We start from the raw sequence: 18,159 nt of genomic DNA, 5'->3' as shown, positions 1-18,159 counted from the left end.
CGTCCCCCGTACGTACCCCTTCCCGTTTCCCCGGAGGTTTCCCCCCATGGCGGCTCTGCCTGCCCGTGTCCTGTTCGGCGCCGCGTACTACCACGAGTACGCGCCCGCCTACGGCTCCGTCACCCGGCCCGAAGAACAGCTCAAGACCGACCTGGACCTCATGGCCGAGGCGCGCTTCACCGTGATCCGGGTCGGCGAGTCGGTCTGGTCGACGTGGGAACCGGAGAACGGCCGGTTCGAACTCGACTGGCTGCAACCGGTGTTGGACGGCGCCCACGAACGGGGCATCTCCGTCGTCATCGGCACCCCGACCTACGCCGCTCCCCAGTGGCTGGTCCGCCTGTACCCGGAGATCACCGCCGAGCACGCCACCGGACAGCGCCTCGGCTGGGGCGCCCGCCAGGAGATCGACTTCACCCACCCCGCGTTCCGTTTCCACGCGGAGCGGATCATCCGCAGGACGGTCGCCCGCTACGCCGACCACCCGGCGGTCATCGGCTGGCAGGTCGACAACGAGCCGGGGCTGCACCTCCTGCACAACAACGGTGTCTTCCAGCGCTTCGTGGACCACCTGCGGGAGAAGTACGGCGACGTCGAGACCCTCAACCGCGAATGGGGACTGGTCTATTGGTCCCACCGCCTGTCCACCTGGGCCGACCTGTGGACCCCGGACGGCAACGAACAGCCCCAGTACGACGTCGCCTGGCGGGAGTTCCAGGCCCGCCAGGTCACCGAGTTCATCGGCTGGCAGGCCGACCTGGTCCGCGAGTACGCCCGGCCGGACCAGTTCGTCACCACCTGCATCTCGTACACCCGCCAGGGAGTCGAGGACGACGAGCTCTCGGACCGCCTCGACATCGCCTCCGGCAACCCGTACTACGACATGCAGGACGGCCTCCTGCTGCCCGACCCCACCCCCGACGACCACGAGCAGCAGTGGAAGACCAGCGGGGTGTGGTCGATGTACCAGACGGCCGACTGGATGTTCTCCTCGCGCCAGGAGCCGTTCCTCGTCACCGAGACCAACGCCCAGAGCATCGGCTTCCCGTGGGACAACCGGCCCGGCTACGACGGCCAGTGGCGCCAGGCCGCCTGGGCGCTGGTCGGGCGCGGGGCCCGGATGATCGAGTACTGGCAGTGGCAGACCCTGCGTTTCGGCGCGGAGACCTACTGGGGCGGAGTCCTCCCGCACAGCGGCCTGCCCGGCCGCGCGTACGCCGAAATCGCGCGTCTCGGCGCGGAGTTGGAGACCGCGGGCCCGCTCGTCGCCGGTCTCGAACCGGACGCGGACATCGCGATGGTGTACTCCACGCCGAGCAAGTGGCTGATGCAGAAGTACCCGCCGCTCGCGACCGCCGACGGCGGACCGGACACCGCCGCCTACCACCGGTTCTTCGACTCCTTCTACCGGGGCGCCTTCGACGCGGGCCGCCAGGTGCGCATCGTGCACGCCCGTCAGCTGCACGATCCGCGCGGCGAGCGGGACGGCACGACCCCGCAGGACGCGGTGCGACGCCACCCGGTGCTTGTCGCCCCGGCCCTGTACGTCGTCGACGACTCCACGCTCGACTGGCTGGAGGCGTACGCGCACGCCGGCGGCCACCTGGTCCTGGGCCCGCGCACCGGCTACGCCGACCACGAGGCACGGGCCCGCCACGAGCCCACTCCCGGTCGGCTCGTCGCGGCGGCGGGCGTGCGCTGCGACGAGTTCGGCAACCTCACACAGAACGTGCCGGTGCGCGCGGTGCCCGGCGGCCCGTTCGAGCTGCCCGCGAACGCCAGTGCCACGCGGTGGATCGAGGGCCTCACGGTCCTGGACGCCGAGGTCCTCGCCGCCTACGAGCACCCGCACCACGGCCGCCGGCCCGCGGTGACCACCCGCGTCCACGGCGCGGGCCGGATCACCTGCGTCGGTACGGTGCCGGACCGTGCCCTCGGCCGGTCGCTCGCCGAGTGGCTGGCCCCGGCCGCGCGCAGCGGCTGGCAGCACCTGCCCGCCACCGTCACGGCGACCACCGGGACCGCGCCCGACGGCCGCCGTGTCCACATCGTCCACAACTGGAGCTGGGAGCCGGTGAGCGTCCCGGCCCCCGCGGACCTCACCGACGCGCTGACCGGCGACCCCCTGGCCACCGGCTCGGCCCTGCGCCTGGGCGCCTGGGACGTACGCGTCCTCGTGTCCGGCACAGCCACCCGATCGTGATCCGACTCCCCTGAGGAGGGGCCTTGCACAGAAGACGGTTCGCACGAGTCCTCGGAACCTTCGCCGCCACATCCGTGATCCTCGCCCTGCCCATGGTCAGTGCCCAGGCGTACAACCCGACCGGTGGCACGCTCTACCAGCTCGGCGGTGACGCGTGTCTGAAGGGGCGCGGCAACTGCGCGATCTACCCGAAGTCGGCTGAGCTGCCGAGCGGCCGGCTCGTCGCGTCCTTCGAGAGGTCGACGGTCGTACCGGCGTCGGGCAGCGCCGACGGGCAGACACTGCCGGTCTACAAGAGCGACGACCACGGTACGACCTGGCAGGCGCTGTCGGAGGTGAAGGCTCCGGCGTATCTGTCCAGCGATCCCCAGTACGCGAAGTACACGAGCAACTGGACCAACCCCTACCTGTACACGCTCCCCCAGGACGTCGGGAACCTGAAGCAGGGCACGCTCCTCCTCGCCAGTGTCGTGTCCGGCGACGACGCCTACTACAAGGAGCACAAGGCGGCCGACCCGACCTGGACGCCGACCAACGACGGCGACCGCGCGGACGTGGCGATAGCGCTGTACTCCAGCACCGACGAGGGCGCGACGTGGAAGGTCGTCAACGTCGTCGCGACCGGCGGCCGGCAGGGCGGCAGCGCGGGCGCGGTCGGCCAGAACATCGCGGCGGCCAACACCCACCAGCAGGTGGACCCCGTCTGGGAGCCGTACCTGATGGTCTACAAGGGCCGGCTCGTCTGCTACTACTCCGACGAGAACGACTACACCGGCTTCGACGCGACCACCGGCGTCGCCACCACGGACCCTGCCAACGACACGGCCACGGACTCGCACGGCCAGATCCTCGCGCACCGGACCTGGGACGGCACGAGCGCCGCGTGGAGTTCGACCGTCGTCGACATCGCCGGCCTGAACCAGGACATGGGCGGCGGCAAGTCGGAGATCGGCGGCGGCCGGCCCGGCATGGCGAACGTCGTCCGCACCGCGGACGGCAGATGGATGCTGACCTTCGAGTACTGGGGCGGCGGCGCCAACACCCGGTACGTGATCGCCGACAACCCGCTGCAATTCTTCCGCGGCTCGGCCACCGGTACGGCGGTCACCTCTCTGCCGGTCGACACCGGCTCGCACGCCCTCGCCACGGGCGGCAGCCCGGTCCTCGTCAGGGAGCCCGGCGGACGCCTGGTCTACAACGCGGCGAGCAGTGGCGACGTCTGGGTCAACGACACCGGGCGTAGTGACGGCACCTGGAAGGAGTACCAGACGACCTCGGCGGCCGGTTACAGCCGCAACCTCCAGTACGTCACGGCCACCGGCCGCGTCGTGATCCTCAACAACCAGGGCACCTCCACGCTCAAGTTCGCCGAGGTCGACCTCGGCCACTCCGACGGCGCCTACTACCAGGTGGTCAACCGCAGGACCGACCAGGTGATCGGGACCGGCGGCAGGACCAACGACGCGAACATCGGCAACGCGGACGTGCCCGACGTCCGGCTGGAGGCGCCGGGCTCGGCGGCGAACCCCGACACCCAGTACTGGCACACGACGACCGAGCCGAACGGCGGGGTGAGCCTGCTCAACAAGGCGGGCGGCCGGGCGGCGGCCGTCTGGACCGGCAGCGCCACGGCCGGCCAGAAGATCGGCCAGTGGGTCGACAACAGCGACACCGGGAGCTGGAACCTCGTCAGGACGAGCGACGGCTTCTACAAGCTCCAGTCCGTCAAGAACACCAGCCTGTACCTGACGGGCGCGACCGCCGGAGCGCAACTCACGCTCCAGACCGCGCTCACCGACGGCTCACAGGACTGGGAACTCGTCCAGTAGACCCCGCTTCGCTATTCCTGTGTCACCGCGTAGCCGGACACGGACGGCCAGCGGACCGTCACCAGCACGGATTCCTCCTCCGCGAACCAGGAATGGTCGACTCCGGGCCCCCACACGACGTAGTCCCCCTGCTTCTCCAGAACGACCCCGCGCTCCGGGAACTCCACGCGGAACCGGCCGCTGACCAGCACCAGGAGCGCGGTCCGCTCGTCACCCCTCACCCATTCCAGGCGTTCGTCGCCCTGGGGATGGATGCCCCACTTGACCTCCACGGCGTCGGTGTGACGCGGATCGTCGGCGTCCTTGAAATGACCGAGGAGCCACCCTCTGTCCAGTGGGGCGTCCTCGCCCGCGTTTCCCACATAAATGTCTCCGCCCATGGATCCAGACCTTAGTCGGCCGCGGTGGCCGGATCGTGGGCGAACACCCTCGGCCCGCCAGTAGGGTAGGGAAGCTGCGGCATCCCCACCAACACCCGTCCCCGCAGAGGGACATGGGCCGCAGCGGTCGAGTCGGTCTCACTGCGTGAGGATGAAACAACAGGTGCTGATAGCGGGCCGGTACCGGCTGCACGTCGCCATCGGACGCGGCGCGATGGGCGAGGTCTGGCAGGCGTACGACGAGGTGGGCGGCAGACCGGTGGCCGTCAAACTCCTGCACGCCCAGAACTCCGAACCCACCGCCGCCGCCCGCTTCCGTCTGGAGGCGCAGACCGCGGGCCGGCTCAGCCATCCCCATGTGGTCGGTGTGCTCGACTTCGGCGAGCAGGAGGGCCGGCTGTTCCTGGTGATGGAGCTGGTCCAGGGCGACAGCCTCTCCCATGTGCTCGCCCAGGCGGGTCCCCTGCCGGCCGAGCAGGTCGCCCGTATCGCCGCCCACTCGGCCGCCGGGATGGCCGCCGCGCACGAACAGGGCATCGTGCACCGGGACATCAAGCCCGGCAACCTGCTGCTCGACGCAGACGGCTCGGTGAAGATCGCCGACTTCGGGATCGCGCAGTTCATGAACGACCCCAGCGGCGCGCTCACCGCGACCGGCCAGATCGTCGGGACGAGCCTGTACATCGCCCCCGAGCGGGCCCTCGGCCAGCCCGCCGGACCGCCGTCCGACGTCTACTCGCTCGGCTGTGTGCTCTACCAACTCCTCGTCGGCCAGCCGCCGTTCCGCGCGAGCAGCGCCATCGCCGTCCTGCACCACCACCTCGACACGCCCCCCGTGCCGCCACGGGAGCTGGGTGTCGGGCTGCCGCCCGCGTTCGAGAACTATCTGCTCGGTCTGCTGGCCAAGCGGCCCGAGGACCGTCCTACGGCGGGCCAGGCGGCCAACTGGTTCGCCGGCGGCGCCTGGAAGGGACACTCCGAGCCCCTTCCCGCAGCCGCGCCCCAGCCCCAGCCGCGGGCACGCGCGAGCTACCGGGAGGGGGTCGGCGAGCCCAGGGCGAACACGGCGTCCGGTTCCGTGACGACGTACGCCTTCCCGGGCTCGGCCGGCAGTACGGCTCCGGCGCACCGGACGCGGCGCAGGCAGCGCGAGGGGGTCCGGGCCGCCGCGGGTCAGCGCTCGCGGATCTCGCGGACGGTGGGCACCGTCGCGGCCGTGCTGATCTTCGTCGGGGCGGTGCTGGTCGGGGTGGCGCTGTTCTCCCCCGACCACAGTTCGGCGGACACTCCGTCGCCGGGCCCCTCCGCCGCCGCGAGCCCCTGACGCACCGGCCGGCCCGCAGGAGTCAGCGCGCGGGCCGGTTGTCCTGTTCGAGGAGCCCCGGTTCCTCGATGCAGTCGAGCAGGAAGGGCACCAACCCCCATTCCAGCAGGGCGAGTTCCCACTCCTCCTGTATCCAGCCGTCCTCGGCCGGCTCCTCGCCGGACGGTGTGCCGTCCGGGTCCGGGCGGTCCTGGGCCGGTGCCTTCCACGACCAGACGAGGTCTCCCACGATCGCCCCGGCGGCCACGGCGCCGACGATCAGCCCCGCCGTCATCACGCCGTCGCCGACGTAGGGCCGTCCGACGAAGGCGCGGAAGGCGAAGCCGAGCGCCAGCAGCGCGACCGCGACGACGGCCACGAAGGCGAGTACGGCCATCAGCCAGCCGCCGCCCCGCTTCCCGGTCGCGGCCGGGGTGTCGTGGTCGCCCCGGGCGTCCCGTCGGCCGCCTGCCGCCACGTATTCGCGGTACTCGGCCGCCGCCGACTCGGCGATCGCGGCGCGTTCCCGCAGCGCGTGGGTGCGCAGGCACTCGCGGTCGAGCGTCCCCCGGGAGCGGCCCAGCGCCTCCTTGACCCGCCCTGAATCGAGCGCCCGGCACAGCAGCCGTTCGAAACCCGCGCCGGCGTCGGCCCCTGGCTTCCCTGGATCCCGCATCGATGTCCCCCGATGAATCAGTGCCCGCGGCGGCGGGAGCCGACCGCGCGTGCGCGGTCAGGGGAGGAGAGTGTAGTGGCTCCGGCTTACGGGACCATGAGAGGGAGGTGTGACCGGCGGCGGCGCCCCGCTGCCGGAAGATCCGGACATGGCGTCGAACCGCCCCGGGCCGCAATTCCGATGTTCCTTTGTGGTGAATACAGTGCAGCGGTTAGAGTCGCCTTATGAGCAATGAGCCTTCGATATCCCGTGTGGCCCTGAAGAAGACCACTCCCGACGTGTCCGCGGCCATGGGAGCCCTGCACGCCGCCGCGGTTACCGCGGCCCAGGACGCCAAGGTCGAACCGGAAATCCTGGAACTGATCAGGATTCGCGCCTCGCAGCTCAACGGCTGCGCGTTCTGCCTCGACATGCACACCAAGGACGCGCGCGCTGCCGATGAGACCGAGCAGCGGATCTACGCGCTGAACGCCTGGCGGGAGACCCCCTTCTACAGCGAACGCGAGCGCGCCGCACTGGCGTTGACCGAGGCCGTGACCCTGGTGCACGACGGGCAGGTGCCGGACGCGGTCTACGCCGAGGCCGCCGAGGTCTTCGACGAGACACAGCTCGCCGCACTGATCTGGGCGGCCACCGTCATCAACGCCTACAACCGGATCGCCATCGCGACGCGGATGGTTCCGGGAGGTTATCAGCCGGTCAAGAAGTAGCGTACGGAATGCGGGCACCGGCTTTTCCGGCCGGTGCCCGCATTTGTTTTCCATGCCTTTACCGCGCTGGGCCTTCGCTGTGCCGATTGTCGCTAATTCTCGGAGAGTGGCCGCATGATGCCCTCCAGCCATGTCCGCCATTCCGGGGCGCGTTCCGCCGGTGCCGCGCGAAGCAGTCCGCCCATCCATGCCGTGACCGGCCGGATGCCGTGCAGCGCGTTCACCAGCCACACCTCGCGGCCGTCCAGTTCGGTGACGGTGCGTTCGCGGTGGGCGACGCGGATGCCGGTGCGCAGGGCCCGTTCCTGAATGAGGGCGAGGGTCACTCCGGGCAGCACGGGCAGCACCGGCGAGGGCAGGCACAGGGTGTCGTCCTCCCACCACAGGACGCTCGCGGTGGCCGCCTCCAGGACGACGCCGGACGGGGTGACGAGCACCGCCTCCTCCGCGCCTTCCTGCGCGGCACGCCCGCGGACTCGGGCGAGGGTGTCGAGGTCCGGGCCCTTGCGGCGGGGGACGACCCTGGGGTCGGACTGCCCGGTGGCCCAGACGCGCACCCCCGTGCCGAGCGGTGGCGCCTGCCGCATGAGGAGCCGCAACTCCATGGTGCCGGCGGCGAGTTCCACCCGGGGGAACCACTCCCCGGTGCGCGGCAGGGCCTCGGTCATCTCGTGCCAGAACCTCAGCAGGTGGTGCAGACGCGGTCCGCCCGCCTCGCTGCACGAACGCAGGAAGCGCTCCTCGTGCCGTTCGAGACCGCGCACCCGGCCGTCCCGCAGCAGCCAGGAGTCCGCGACGAGCAGCCGTCCCTCGGATGTTCCGGCAGGGGTCAGCCCTTGCTCCGGCGACCACGCCGACAGGCCCTCCACGATGACTGGTTGCGTCACAACTACCCCTTGTCTGTTCAGTATTTGCGGCCCGCGACGGCGGGGGCTCCGTGCCGTGGCCCGTACGGCGCGTGCTCCAGCCACGAGCCGCACCACGGCAGCACGGGCGCGAGCGCGGCGGCCGTGCGCTGCCGCACCCTGACGATGCGGCGCCTGGGGCGCAGCTGGTCCAGTGCGGCTCCGGCCGCCGCGCTGTTGAACAGCGCGGCGGAGCGCCGTACTTGGGCGAACTGCTCGACCGAGCCGGTGGCGATCGCCTCGGCTGCCGCCGCCGCGTCCGCGATGCCGCTGTTCATGCCGCGCGCGCCGAACGGCGGGAAGAGGTGCGCCGCCTCGCCGACGAGCAGCACCCGCCGGTGCCGGTCGGTGAACGTGGCGGCGACCTTGCGCAGGAAGCGGTAGGTCGACACCCACAGGACGCAGTCGGCGTACTCCTCGCCGGCTATCGCGGGCAGCCACTCCCGTACGGCCGCCTCGGTGCCGAACTCCGCCTGCGCGTCGTCGTCCCGGCACTGGAGGTCCACCTGGAAGCCGCCGGTGAACGGCACCCGCATCACGGTGCGTCCGCCGACGCCGGGATGCTCGTAGTGGAAGACCCGCTCCAACTGCGGTTCGGCGTCCGGGACTTCGGCCACGTCGACGACCACGTGGAAGCCCTCGCCCCGGCTGCCCTCCATGGGGATGCCGAGGGAGCCCCGGACGGTGGAGCGGGCGCCGTCCGCCGCGACGGCGTAGGCGCAGTCCCACTCCCGTCCGTCCGCGCAGCTCAGTGAGAGGCCCGTCGCCGTCGTACGGACGTCCGTGACGCGGGCGTCCCACACGAACTCCACCCCGGCGCGCTCGCACGCGGCCCGCAGGAAGCGTTCGGTGTCGACCTGGCGCAGGCTGGTGAAGGGCGGTGGGCCGGAGCGGGGCTCGAAGGTGCGGGAGTACACCTCGCGGCCCCGGTAGAGGGTGCGCCGGGTCCGCCAGGTCAGGCCGTAGGAGCTGATCTCGGTGCCGAGGCCCGGCAGCATCGCGTCGAGGAGCGCGAGGGTCTCGCCGTGCACGAACAGGGCGCGGCTGCCCGGGCGTTCGCGGTGCTCCGGGTCGGCCTCCAGCAGGACGACGGGCAGTTCACGTGCCCGCAGGGCGAGGGCCGCGGCGAGGCCCGCCGGTCCCGCGCCGACCACCACGACCCGGTTCACGCGCGCGCACCCGTCGACAGCATCCGGGTGATCTCCAGCCGCTTCACCTTCCAGGTGGCGGTCATCGGCAGTTCCTCGAACCGCCACTGGCGGGGCTCGGCCATCGCCGGCAGGTCGGCCGTGGCCTTCCGCCAGCGTTCGGGGTCGAGGGCGCGTTCGCCGCGCACGCACACCACCGGTACGGGCTCCCGGTCGGCGCCGGGCACGATGACCACTTCGCGCAACTCCTCCAGCCGGTCCATGAGGACGTCCTCGACCTCCAGGTTGCTGTGCACGGAGTCGATGCGGTCGATCTCGCGGTCGATCAGGTACAGGGCGCCGAGCCTGCTGCGGTAGCCCATGTCGCCCATCTCCCACCAGCCGTCGTGGAGTTGACGGTCGTAGCGGTCCTGGAGGCCGAGGTAGGTGAGGATCCGGCCGCGGGTGCGGGCCTCGATCCGGCCGGGGGTCCCGGGGGGCGTGGGCCGGCCGTCGGGGCCGGTGATCCGGACCCGCGTGAAGCCCGGTATCCCGATGCCGACCCGGCGTCCGTCGGCCCTTGCCGCGCTGCGCCGGGTGAACCACTGGAAGGCGACGGGTCCCGTCTCGCTCTGCCCGTACAGCTGGAGCAGCCAGGGGGAGCGCCGGGTGGAGGCGTCCAGCAGCCGTCGTACCGTGCGCGGGTGGATCGCGTCGAACGTGGAGCCGTAGGACCGCACCCGTGACAGGGGCGCGCCGGGTGCCTCGGCCAGTTCCTCCCACAGGACGAAGGTGTTGGGGTGGGTCTCGACGATGCCGGGGCGGTGGCGGACCAGGAGGGGTGCGACGGCCGCCGGGTCGGGGTCGGTGATCAGGACCAGGGGGCTGCCGTAGCGGAGCAGGACGCCGAGCAGGTGGTAGAAGCGCGAGTGCACGAACGACATGTGCAGGGCCGCCGTCTCGCCGCGCGTGGGCCAGCCCATCGCCTGCTGCGGGATCAGCCGGTTCCACATGGTGTTCGGGCAGTGCACGGCGAGTTTGGGCAGGCCGGTGGTGCCCGAGCTGTGGGTGATCAGGGCGGCTTCGCGCGGGTGCAGGCGGACCGGTGCGGGGCGCTCGGCGCCGGCGTGCTTCGTGAGAGGTTCGGCGCCCGGCGCCTCGTCCACGGACAGGACGCGCAGGACCGGGATCTCCACGTCCTTGAGCGGTCCGTCGAGCTTGGCCCGGTCGGTGATCAGCCAGGGCCGGCGCAGTCGTCCGACGAGTTCGGCGACGACCGGTCCGGCCAGCGCGGGCGAGAGCAGGACCGGTACCGCGCCGATGCGGGAGATCGCGCAGGTGAGCAGGACGATGTCGACGTTGTCGGTCTTGTGGACGACCACGCGCTCCGAGGGCCGTACGCCCGCTGCCCACAGGCGGCCGGACAGGTCGTCGACGAGGTCCGCGAGGGCCGTGTAGGTCAGGTCGACGCCTTGGGCGGGGTGGGTGTCGAGCGGCCGGTCGAGGGTGACGTGGACGGCTCCGTGGCGCTCGGCCGCCTGCCGGAAGAGCGGGCCGAGGTAGAACCCGCGGTCGGCGAGCGGAGGGTGCTGCTCTCGCATCTGGCCGTTCCTTTCTGTGGTGGTCACCAGGCGCCTCGGCGGACCAGGTGGCGGCGGAGCTTGCCGGTCGGGGTGCGGGGCAGGGAGGGGACCATGCTGACGCTGCGCGGCACCTTGAAGGCGGCAAGGCGTTCGCGGGCGAGCTGGAGCAGGTCGTCCTGGAGGCCGTCCGGGGCCCGGGTGGTGGGGACGACGAAGGCGCGCAGTCGGCTGGCTCCGGTTCCGTCGGTGACGGCGGCGACCGCGACCTCCTTCACCGCCGGGTGGCCGCGCAGTACGGCCTCGATCTCCAGTGGGGAGACGGTGATGCCGCCGACCATCTCCATGTCGTCGGCGCGGCCCAGGTGCCGGAACGCGCCGTCCGGTTCGCGGACCGCCCGGTCGTGGGTGGCCAGCCAGCCGCCGACGAGGGTGCGTTCGCTCTCCTCGGGCCGGTTCAGATAGCCGGGGGTGATCGTCGGGCCGCGCACCCACAGTTCGCCCTCGGTGCCGTCCGGTACCGGGCGGCCGGCGCGGTCGCGCAGTTCCACCTCGAAGCCGGGGACGGGTCTGCCGACCGTGCCGGGGTGGTTGTGTCCGAAGCTGTTGGCGCAGAAGGCGTGGCCGGCCTCGGTGGAGCCGATCTGCTCCAGCACCGGCGCGCCGAGCAACTCGGTGATCTGCGGGCCGAGTTGCTCCGGCAGTCCCTCGCCGGCCGACACCGCGGCGCGTATCGAGGCGAAGCAGGCGCGGTGTCCGCTGCCCCGGTCGGCCACGAGCGCGGCGAACGCGGAGGGCACGGAGTAGAGCAGGGTCACCCGGTGCCGGGCCACCAGCTCGTCGACGGTGGCCGGGGCCGGGCGCCGGTCGACCAGGACGGCGGAGGAGCCGGAGAAGAGCGGGAAGACGAAGGCGTTGCCGAAGCCGTAGGCGAAGTACAGCTTGGACACCGACAGGGTGACGTCGTCCGCGGTGATCCGCAGCAACCGCCGTCCGATGAGGTCGTGGTAGGCCTTCGGGTCGCCGTGCGTGTGCACGGCGCCTTTGGGGCGGCCCGTGGTGCCGGAGGTGTACTGGACGTAGAGCGGCGCGTGCGCGTCGACCTGGTGGGCGGGGGCGGGCGGAGCGGTGGCGGTGAGCGCGAGCAGCTGGTCGGCTCCGAGCCGGGGCCGGTCGGGGAATCGGTTCTCCAGGCCCGGCCCGGTCACGCAGAGGGCGGCTTGCGCGTCCGCCGCCATGAACTCCTGGTCCGGGGCCGGGAGTTCGGGATTGACCAGGACGGCGACGGCGCCTAGGCGGGCGGCGGCGAGGAACACCGTCACCCAGGCGATGCCGTCGGGCAGGGCCAGCACCACCCGGTCGCCCGGCCGCACTCCGTGCTGGGAGAGCACGGTGGCGGCCCGGGCGGCGAGCGCGTGCACCTCGCCGTGGGTCCAGGTCCGGTGGCCCTGGTGGAAGGCGGCCCGGCCGGTCCAGCCGCGCCGCTCGGCCAGCCCGGCGAGCTGGGCGGCGAGGTTGCCGGGCGCCTCGGCGTCGGCCGGCGGGAGCAGGGTCTGCGGGGTCGTCATCGCACGGGCTCCTCGGTGGCGGTGTGCTCGCCGCGGACACCCTCCGCGCGCAGGGCGGCGCGGACCGCCGCGTGGTCGCGCTGCTCGCGGATGCGGTCCCCGGTGTAGCGGTGCAGGGCGCGCATCTGGGCCGCCGTCTTCAACAGCATCTCGTCGTACTCGGCGGCCGGGTCGGAGTCGAGCACGATCGCGCCCCCGGCCCCCAGCTGCATCAGCCCGTCGGCGATGACGGCCGTACGGATGACGATGTTGAGGTCGGCTCCCCCGCTGCATCCCAGGTAGCCGAGGGCACCGGAGTAGACGCCGCGGGCCTCGGTCTCCAGCCCGTCGATGATCTCCAGGGTGCGCAGCTTCGGTGCCCCGGTCATCGAGCCGCCGGGGAAGCAGGCCCGCACGCACTCCACCGCGTCGGTGCCCTCCCGCAGCCGGCCCTCGACGGTGGAGACCAGCTGGTGCACGGTCGCGTACGTCTCGGTGGCCATGAGCCGGGTGACCCGTACCGACCCGGTCCGGCAGACCTGGCCGAGGTCGTTGCGGAGCAGATCGACGATCATCAGGTTCTCCGCGCGTGTCTTGGCGTCGGAGGCGAGCGCGTCCCGCAGCCGGGCGTCCTCCTGCGGTCCTTCGCCGCGCGGCGCGGTGCCCTTGATGGGGCGGGCCTCGGCGATCCCGTCGCGGCTGATCCGCAGGAACCGTTCCGGGGACGAGCCCGCCACGTCCACGTCGCCGAGCCGCAGGAAGGCCGCGTAGGGGGCGGGGTTGGTCCGGCGCAGTTCGCGGTAGTAGGCGAAGGAGTCGGGCGGGGCGGGTAAACGGGCCGCGTTCGTCAGGCAGATCTCGTAGCTGGTGCCCGCCTTCAACTCGCGTTGGCAGGCGGCGATGTCGGCGAGATACGTCTCCCGGTCGCGCACCAGCCACGGCTCGGCGGCACCGACGTCGGGCTCGAACACCGAGGGCAGCGGCGGGCGTTCGGGCTCGGGGGTGATGAAGCTGAGCTGGGCCAGCGTGCTCTCCAGCCAGTCGGTCGCCTCCCAGGTGGCCCGCGGGGTGTCCTCGGCGACGCAGACGGCGTAGGTGAAGCCCTTGAGGTGGTCCACCGCGATCAGCCGGTCCGCGAACAGCCAGCAGGCGTCCGGCACTTCGGAGGAGTGCCGGTTCGGCGACCCGCAGTCGGCCTTGGTCTCGTAGCCGAAGTAGCCGACGTACCCGCCGGTGAAGTCGAAGGGCAGGTCGCCCGCTTCGACATGACGTGTCGTCAACTGTCGTCTCAGGTAGTCGAAGACGCTCGCGGCGACCTTGCGGGTGGGCCGTCCCGGCCGCTCGATCTCGCAGGTGCCGGACTCGACGTCGTAGCGTACGAACTCCGCGAGCGGGCCGCTGTCGTCGCCGAGGAACGAGAACCGGGAGAGGCCGTCCTCGACCAGGGCGCTGTCCAGCCAGAACGAGCGTCGTGACGCCCCGTACAGCCGGGTGAAGGCCGCCTCCGTGTCGACCGCGCCGGCGACCCGCCGGGTGTGCAGCCGGTAGGCGGGGCGGGGGGCCTGCCTCGGGCGCGGTATCGCGGCGGCGGCCGGTGTGACGGCGGTGTTCTTGGTGCGGGGCCGTCCGGCCCGTTCCGCCGTGAGATTGCGGAAGTTGACGAGCATGCGGTAGCCGTACTCGGTCAGTACGGACTCCGGGTGGAACTGCACGCCCCACAGCGGCCGGCCTCGGTGCCGCAGTCCCATCAGGACGCCGTCCTCGGCCCAGGCGGTGGCCTCCAGGGTGTCCGGGAGCGGTTCGGGCACGGCCAGCGAGTGGTAGCGGACGGCGGTGAAGTCCTGCGGGAGTCCGCGGAACAGGTCGCGTCCGTCGTGCCGGACCGTGGACAGATGCCCGTGCCGGGGCTGCGGCGCGGCGGTCACCGGGGCGCCCTCGCCGAGCGCGATGCCCTGGTGGCCCAGGCAGACGCCGAGCACGGGCAGCGGGGAGCCGGCGAGCACGGCGGAGGCGATGCCGAAGTCGCGCGGCTCGCCCGGGTGGCCCGGTCCGGGCGACACCACGACATTGTCGAAATCCGCGAGATCCGGGGTCCCGCCCGGGGCGTCATTGCGGATCACGACGGGTTCCTCGCCGTTGACCTCGGCGATCAGCTGGAACAGGTTGTACGTGTATGAGTCGTAATTGTCGATGAGCAGGGTCTTCACCCGCCCACCTCCCTTGGTTCGCGGCGGACTATGCGGTCCGTCTTTTGTGCCGTCCACGAAATGCCTGGAGCGGCGGATACAGCCATTTCTTGAGGAAACGCTGGAGCCGCGGCATGAGAATCCAGGTGACGAGAGCCGTCACACACAGGCACAACAGGAATGTGCGGACTAGCGGATTGAGGCCGCCAAGATAAGGAAGAATGATCAGATTGAACAGCAGCACCGGCGGAAAGACGGCGCTCATGTTCACGAACCAGAGCTTCCATTTCGCCGGCGGAGTGAGCGGCTTCGGTGTGGTGGTCTGGGTGTCGAACCACACCTTGGAGCCCCGCACGCTCCGGCGCCCGGTCTGCCGCGCGAAGTCCGCGGCCCGGACGTCCCACTGGGCCCGTGCGGTGGAGTCCTCCCAGGCCCGGGCCGTTCCCTCGCTGGCGAAGCGATAGACGACATGCCACTCCGCATCTCGGTCGACAAGGACGCCGCCTCCCATGAAGCCCGGCTGCCGGGCGCTCGCGCCCAGCATCGACCAGCCCCACGAATGGAAGTCGGGTTCACGGCCCGACACCACGTGATAGGCCACGGTGACGGTGACGGGATTACTGCTCACAGGGACAGGTACGCAGCATCTTCACAGCACGTTCAAATCTTCAACGAAGTTTTTTTGAATGCCCGAATCGTGACTCTTTATCGGACTTTTCACTATCTTTGCGTGCTCTGTCGAGCGCTACTGGAGGTAACTTCCCCCAGATTCGAGGAAGCGCTTGCAGGCCCGACTCGAATTGCTGCACGATCACTTCCCCGACCGAAGGAGAATCATGTCCAGGTACGATTGGGATATGCGGAACGAGGGAATCGAAAAGGCTCGTTCGGTGATCGGGCAGGCGCGGAAAGAAGTCACCGCACACCCGATTTACCAGCGCATCGACAGCAGCGAGAACATGGCGACGTTCATGGCGCACCACGTCTTCGCGGTATGGGACTTCATGTCCCTGCTCAAGTCCTTGCAGCGTGAACTGACCTGTGTCGACGTCCCCTGGGTGCCACGGGGCTCCGAGGTCAGCCGGCGGCTCATCAACGACATCGTGCTGGTCGAGGAGAGCGACGAACTGGGCGGCGGCTTCACCAGTCACTTCGAGCTGTACCGCGCCGGCATGACCGAGGCCGGGGCCGACACCACCCGGATCGACGCGTTCCTCGCTCTGCTGATCGAGGGCCACGGCGTGCCCGCGGCGCTGCGCGCGGCCCAAGTCCCGGCTCCCGCCTCGGAGTTCGTGCGCACGACCTTCGGCATCATCGAGGACCGCCCGCTGCACTGCCGCGCCGCCGCCTTCGCCTTCTCCCGCGAGGACCTGATCCCGGACATGTTCGACCAGGTGATCAAGAAGGAGGGCACGGACCGCTTTCCGCTGTTCTGCGACTACCTCGCGCGTCACATCGAGGTGGACGGCGAGGAACACACCCCCATGGCCATGCAGATGGTCGCCGACCTGTGCGGAACGGACGACAGCCGCTGGGAGGAGGCGATCGAGACGGCGACGCTGGCGCTGGAGGCGCGGTCGCTGCTGTGGGACGGGATCGTGGCGGCCATGGAGTGAGCGCGGTCGCCGCGGAACAGCGGCCGAGGGACCGTTCCGGCCCACCGGCCGGTCCACGTCGCGGAGGCTGTCCAAAACCGCTCGGGCACAGTCGGCCGAATTTCACCTAGGTCGTTCTGTGCCGCCCGCGTATCAATGGGGATCGTACGTTCCGACGGACCGTCAGATCCGATCCCCCGCAGTGTGCCCGCACCCACCCGGCCCGGGGTCACCATCCCACACATGGCACTCCTGTCCACGGGAAGGGACCACGATCCCCATGAAACGCTTCACCACAGGTGCGGCACTCACGGCTGCGGTCATCGCCGCCACGACGCTGGGCTTCGCGCCTTCCGCGTCCGCCGCCGTCACCCCCACCAGCGCCACCATCACCGCCTCCTGCGGCATCTTCGGCGGCGGCGCGGCCACCCTGACCGCGACCCAGGTCAGCAGCACCTCGGCCACCATCACCCTCAGCTCCACCGCCATCACCACACCGCTCGCCCTGTCGGCGAACTCCATCAGCTCCACGCTGACCATGACCAACTCCGCGGGCTCCAGCCGGGTGTTCAGCGGCACCGTGAACCCGGCCATACCCGCGGGCGGCGCGGTCACCGTCGGTCCGCTGCCCGGCACCGTGGCCGTCGGCGACAGCCTGGACTTCTACGGCGGCTCGCTGAAGATGGTCATCTTCGGCATCTCCGTCACCTGCACGTCGAGCGCCGCCCAGTCGCCCGGACCCTTCGTCTTCAGCTGAGCGGGCCGTACCCGAAACTCGCTCCGGGCGGACGACGCCCACCCGCACCGGGCTCGCCCCCGGGCAGGTTCCGCCCGGAGCGACGCAGTACCGCGCACCGCATTCCCGACCGGCCGGGGAGCGATGAGTTCGCGGGGCGAGGAGAGTCGTAACCCATGCGTTCGACACGACTCCCCGGACCGGAAGGCCGACCGATGAGCTCTCTCCACGACACCCTGCGCCGTTCCGTCGACGACGGAACGGTGCCGGGCGCGGTGGGCCTGGTGGCCCGTGGCGACGACGTCGAGGTGGTGGCCGTGGGCTCCCTCGACGCCGAAGGCACCGCGCCGATGACCCGCGACGCGATCTTCCGGATCGCCTCGGTCACCAAGCCGGTCACGGCGGCGGCCGTGCTGGCGCTGGTGGAGGACGGCCGCCTGGCGCTGGACACCCCGGTGGCCGAGTGGCTGCCGGAGCTGGCGAAGCCGACGGTGGTCCGCACGCCCTCCTCGCCGGTCGACGACGTCGTGCCCGCGGACCGTCCGATCACGGTCGAGGACCTGCTGAGCTTCCGGGCCGGGTGGGGCTTCCCCGACGACTTCTCGCTGCCTGCCGTACAGGCGCTGCTCGCGTTCCAGCAGGACGGCCGCGCGCCCTACCTCCAGCCCGGCCCGGATGAATGGCTCGCCGCCCTGGCCCGCATCCCGATGGTGCAACAGCCGGGCGGCGCCTGGCTCTACAACACCTGCTCGGACCTCCAGGGCGTCCTGGTCGCCCGCGCCTGCGGCTCGTCCTTCCCCGCCTTCCTGGCGGAGCGGTTCTTCGGACCGCTGGGCATGACGGACACGGCGTTCACGGTCCCCGAGTCGAAGCGGGCCCGCTTCACCACCGCCTACACACCGGGTGAGCACGGCGCCCTGAAGCGGGCGGACACCCCCGACGGCGGCTTCAGCCGGCCCCCGGCCTTCCCCTCGGGCGCCGGCGGCCTGGTCTCGACGGCCGACGACCTGCTGGCCTTCGGCCGCATGCTCGCGGACGACGGCACGGCACCGGACGGCACACGGGTCCTCTCCCCCACCTCGGTGAGCCGCATGACGACGAACCACCTCACGGCCGCCCAACGGGAAGCCGCGACCCTCTTCCTGGAGGGCCAGGGCTGGGGCTACGGCGGCCAGGTCGACATCGCCCCCGTCGACCCGTGGAACGTCCCCGGCCGTTACGGCTGGGTCGGCGGCACCGGCACCACCGCCCACCTCGTTCCGCCCACCGGCACGGTGACGGTCCTGCTGACCCAGGTGGCGATGACCAGCCCGACACCGACGCGGCTGATGCGGGACTTCTGGCGGTGCGCGGCGGAGGGCTGACGGTGAGGAACCTGGACG

The 18,159-nt window shown here is 71.4% G+C and carries 15 protein-coding genes; 7 read left to right on the top strand and 8 right to left on the bottom strand.

Translation table 11 applies throughout. The features are described 5' to 3' along the window. The first annotated feature begins 46 nt into the window (after positions 1-46). Positions 47-2,203 (top strand): beta-galactosidase, encoded by a 2,157-nt coding sequence (locus tag ACIQPR_RS24355; protein ID WP_403651717.1) that lies wholly within the window; start codon positions 47-49, stop codon positions 2,201-2,203. Between the two features lie 92 nt (positions 2,204-2,295). After that, positions 2,296-4,032, top strand: a complete 1,737-nt coding sequence (locus tag ACIQPR_RS24350; protein WP_403652661.1) for an RICIN domain-containing protein — start codon at positions 2,296-2,298, stop codon at positions 4,030-4,032. 11 nt (positions 4,033-4,043) lie between these two features. Here ACIQPR_RS24350 and ACIQPR_RS24345 read toward each other — a convergent pair whose 3' ends face one another. Then, a complete protein-coding gene (locus ACIQPR_RS24345) occupies positions 4,044-4,412 on the bottom strand; it encodes a signal peptidase I (RefSeq protein WP_403651715.1) in 369 nt (122 codons plus the stop codon). A 151-nt stretch (positions 4,413-4,563) separates the two neighbouring features. On the opposite strand from ACIQPR_RS24345, the gene ACIQPR_RS24340 reads away from it, so the two are divergent. Then, positions 4,564-5,736, top strand: a complete 1,173-nt coding sequence (locus ACIQPR_RS24340; RefSeq protein WP_403651713.1) for a serine/threonine-protein kinase — start codon at positions 4,564-4,566, stop codon at positions 5,734-5,736. Between the two features lie 22 nt (positions 5,737-5,758). Here ACIQPR_RS24340 and ACIQPR_RS24335 read toward each other — a convergent pair whose 3' ends face one another. Further along, positions 5,759-6,391 (bottom strand): hypothetical protein, encoded by a 633-nt coding sequence (locus ACIQPR_RS24335; RefSeq protein WP_403651710.1) that lies wholly within the window; start codon positions 6,389-6,391, stop codon positions 5,759-5,761. Between the two features lie 224 nt (positions 6,392-6,615). On the opposite strand from ACIQPR_RS24335, the gene ACIQPR_RS24330 reads away from it, so the two are divergent. Next, positions 6,616-7,101, top strand: coding sequence for a carboxymuconolactone decarboxylase family protein (locus tag ACIQPR_RS24330; RefSeq protein ID WP_403651707.1), 486 nt, complete (start codon positions 6,616-6,618; stop codon positions 7,099-7,101). Positions 7,102-7,193: 92 nt separating this feature from the next. Here the strand turns inward: ACIQPR_RS24330 and ACIQPR_RS24325 are convergent, their stop codons facing one another. The 6 genes from ACIQPR_RS24325 to ACIQPR_RS24300 are packed head-to-tail and all read right to left on the bottom strand — an operon-like array spanning position 7,194 to position 15,074. Then, positions 7,194-7,988, bottom strand: coding sequence for an aminotransferase class IV (locus tag ACIQPR_RS24325; protein WP_403651704.1), 795 nt, complete (start codon positions 7,986-7,988; stop codon positions 7,194-7,196). Positions 7,989-8,005: 17 nt separating this feature from the next. Next, on the bottom strand, positions 8,006-9,175 hold the full coding sequence (locus ACIQPR_RS24320; protein ID WP_403651702.1) for an FAD-dependent monooxygenase: 1,170 nt from the start codon (positions 9,173-9,175) through the stop codon (positions 8,006-8,008). Then, complete coding sequence (locus tag ACIQPR_RS24315; RefSeq protein WP_403651699.1) at positions 9,172-10,734, bottom strand: class I adenylate-forming enzyme family protein; 1,563 nt, start codon at positions 10,732-10,734, stop codon at positions 9,172-9,174. The genes ACIQPR_RS24320 and ACIQPR_RS24315 overlap by 4 nt, the downstream gene beginning before the upstream one ends. Before the next feature lie 23 nt (positions 10,735-10,757). Then, the gene (locus ACIQPR_RS24310; RefSeq protein ID WP_403651696.1) at positions 10,758-12,281 is read right to left on the bottom strand and encodes an AMP-binding protein; all 1,524 of its coding nucleotides are present in this window, start codon (positions 12,279-12,281) and stop codon (positions 10,758-10,760) included. Next, positions 12,278-14,467 carry an aminodeoxychorismate synthase component I gene (pabB, locus tag ACIQPR_RS24305; RefSeq protein ID WP_403651693.1) on the bottom strand — a complete coding sequence of 730 codons (2,190 nt, stop codon included), beginning with the start codon at positions 14,465-14,467 and terminating at the stop codon, positions 12,278-12,280. The genes ACIQPR_RS24310 and pabB overlap by 4 nt, the downstream gene beginning before the upstream one ends. A 28-nt stretch (positions 14,468-14,495) precedes the next feature. Next, a complete protein-coding gene (locus tag ACIQPR_RS24300; RefSeq protein WP_403651690.1) occupies positions 14,496-15,074 on the bottom strand; it encodes a hypothetical protein in 579 nt (192 codons plus the stop codon). Between the two features lie 229 nt (positions 15,075-15,303). On the opposite strand from ACIQPR_RS24300, the gene ACIQPR_RS24295 reads away from it, so the two are divergent. The 3 genes from ACIQPR_RS24295 to ACIQPR_RS24285 all read left to right on the top strand — a co-directional run bounded on the left by ACIQPR_RS24295 (position 15,304) and on the right by ACIQPR_RS24285 (position 18,141). Continuing rightward, positions 15,304-16,062 carry a DUF3050 domain-containing protein gene (locus ACIQPR_RS24295; protein WP_403651687.1) on the top strand — a complete coding sequence of 253 codons (759 nt, stop codon included), beginning with the start codon at positions 15,304-15,306 and terminating at the stop codon, positions 16,060-16,062. 259 nt (positions 16,063-16,321) lie between these two features. Beyond that, positions 16,322-16,798, top strand: a complete 477-nt coding sequence (locus tag ACIQPR_RS24290) for a hypothetical protein (protein ID WP_403651684.1) — start codon at positions 16,322-16,324, stop codon at positions 16,796-16,798. Between the two features lie 194 nt (positions 16,799-16,992). Continuing rightward, complete coding sequence (locus tag ACIQPR_RS24285; protein ID WP_403651681.1) at positions 16,993-18,141, top strand: serine hydrolase domain-containing protein; 1,149 nt, start codon at positions 16,993-16,995, stop codon at positions 18,139-18,141. The last annotated feature ends 18 nt before the right edge of the window (positions 18,142-18,159 follow it).

Source organism: Streptomyces sp. NPDC091280 (assembly GCF_044768565.1).
Classification (GTDB): domain Bacteria; phylum Actinomycetota; class Actinomycetes; order Streptomycetales; family Streptomycetaceae; genus Streptomyces.
This window is presented reverse-complemented; position numbering and strand designations above follow the sequence as displayed.

What these genes read in the sequence shown, in the direction of transcription:
- ACIQPR_RS24355 (WP_403651717.1), top strand. Translation starts at nt 47, where the DNA reads ATGGCGGCTCTGCCTGCCCGTGTCCTGTTCGGCGCCGCGTACTACCAC.
- ACIQPR_RS24350 (WP_403652661.1), top strand. Translation starts at nt 2,296, where the DNA reads ATGGTCAGTGCCCAGGCGTACAACCCGACCGGTGGCACGCTCTACCAG.
- ACIQPR_RS24345 (WP_403651715.1), bottom strand. Translation starts at nt 4,412, where the DNA reads ATGGGCGGAGACATTTATGTGGGAAACGCGGGCGAGGACGCCCCACTG.
- ACIQPR_RS24340 (WP_403651713.1), top strand. Translation starts at nt 4,564, where the DNA reads ATGAAACAACAGGTGCTGATAGCGGGCCGGTACCGGCTGCACGTCGCC.
- ACIQPR_RS24335 (WP_403651710.1), bottom strand. Translation starts at nt 6,391, where the DNA reads ATGCGGGATCCAGGGAAGCCAGGGGCCGACGCCGGCGCGGGTTTCGAA.
- ACIQPR_RS24330 (WP_403651707.1), top strand. Translation starts at nt 6,616, where the DNA reads ATGAGCAATGAGCCTTCGATATCCCGTGTGGCCCTGAAGAAGACCACT.
- ACIQPR_RS24315 (WP_403651699.1), bottom strand. Translation starts at nt 10,734, where the DNA reads ATGCGAGAGCAGCACCCTCCGCTCGCCGACCGCGGGTTCTACCTCGGC.
- ACIQPR_RS24310 (WP_403651696.1), bottom strand. Translation starts at nt 12,281, where the DNA reads ATGACGACCCCGCAGACCCTGCTCCCGCCGGCCGACGCCGAGGCGCCC.
- ACIQPR_RS24295 (WP_403651687.1), top strand. Translation starts at nt 15,304, where the DNA reads ATGCGGAACGAGGGAATCGAAAAGGCTCGTTCGGTGATCGGGCAGGCG.
- ACIQPR_RS24290 (WP_403651684.1), top strand. Translation starts at nt 16,322, where the DNA reads ATGAAACGCTTCACCACAGGTGCGGCACTCACGGCTGCGGTCATCGCC.
- ACIQPR_RS24285 (WP_403651681.1), top strand. Translation starts at nt 16,993, where the DNA reads ATGAGCTCTCTCCACGACACCCTGCGCCGTTCCGTCGACGACGGAACG.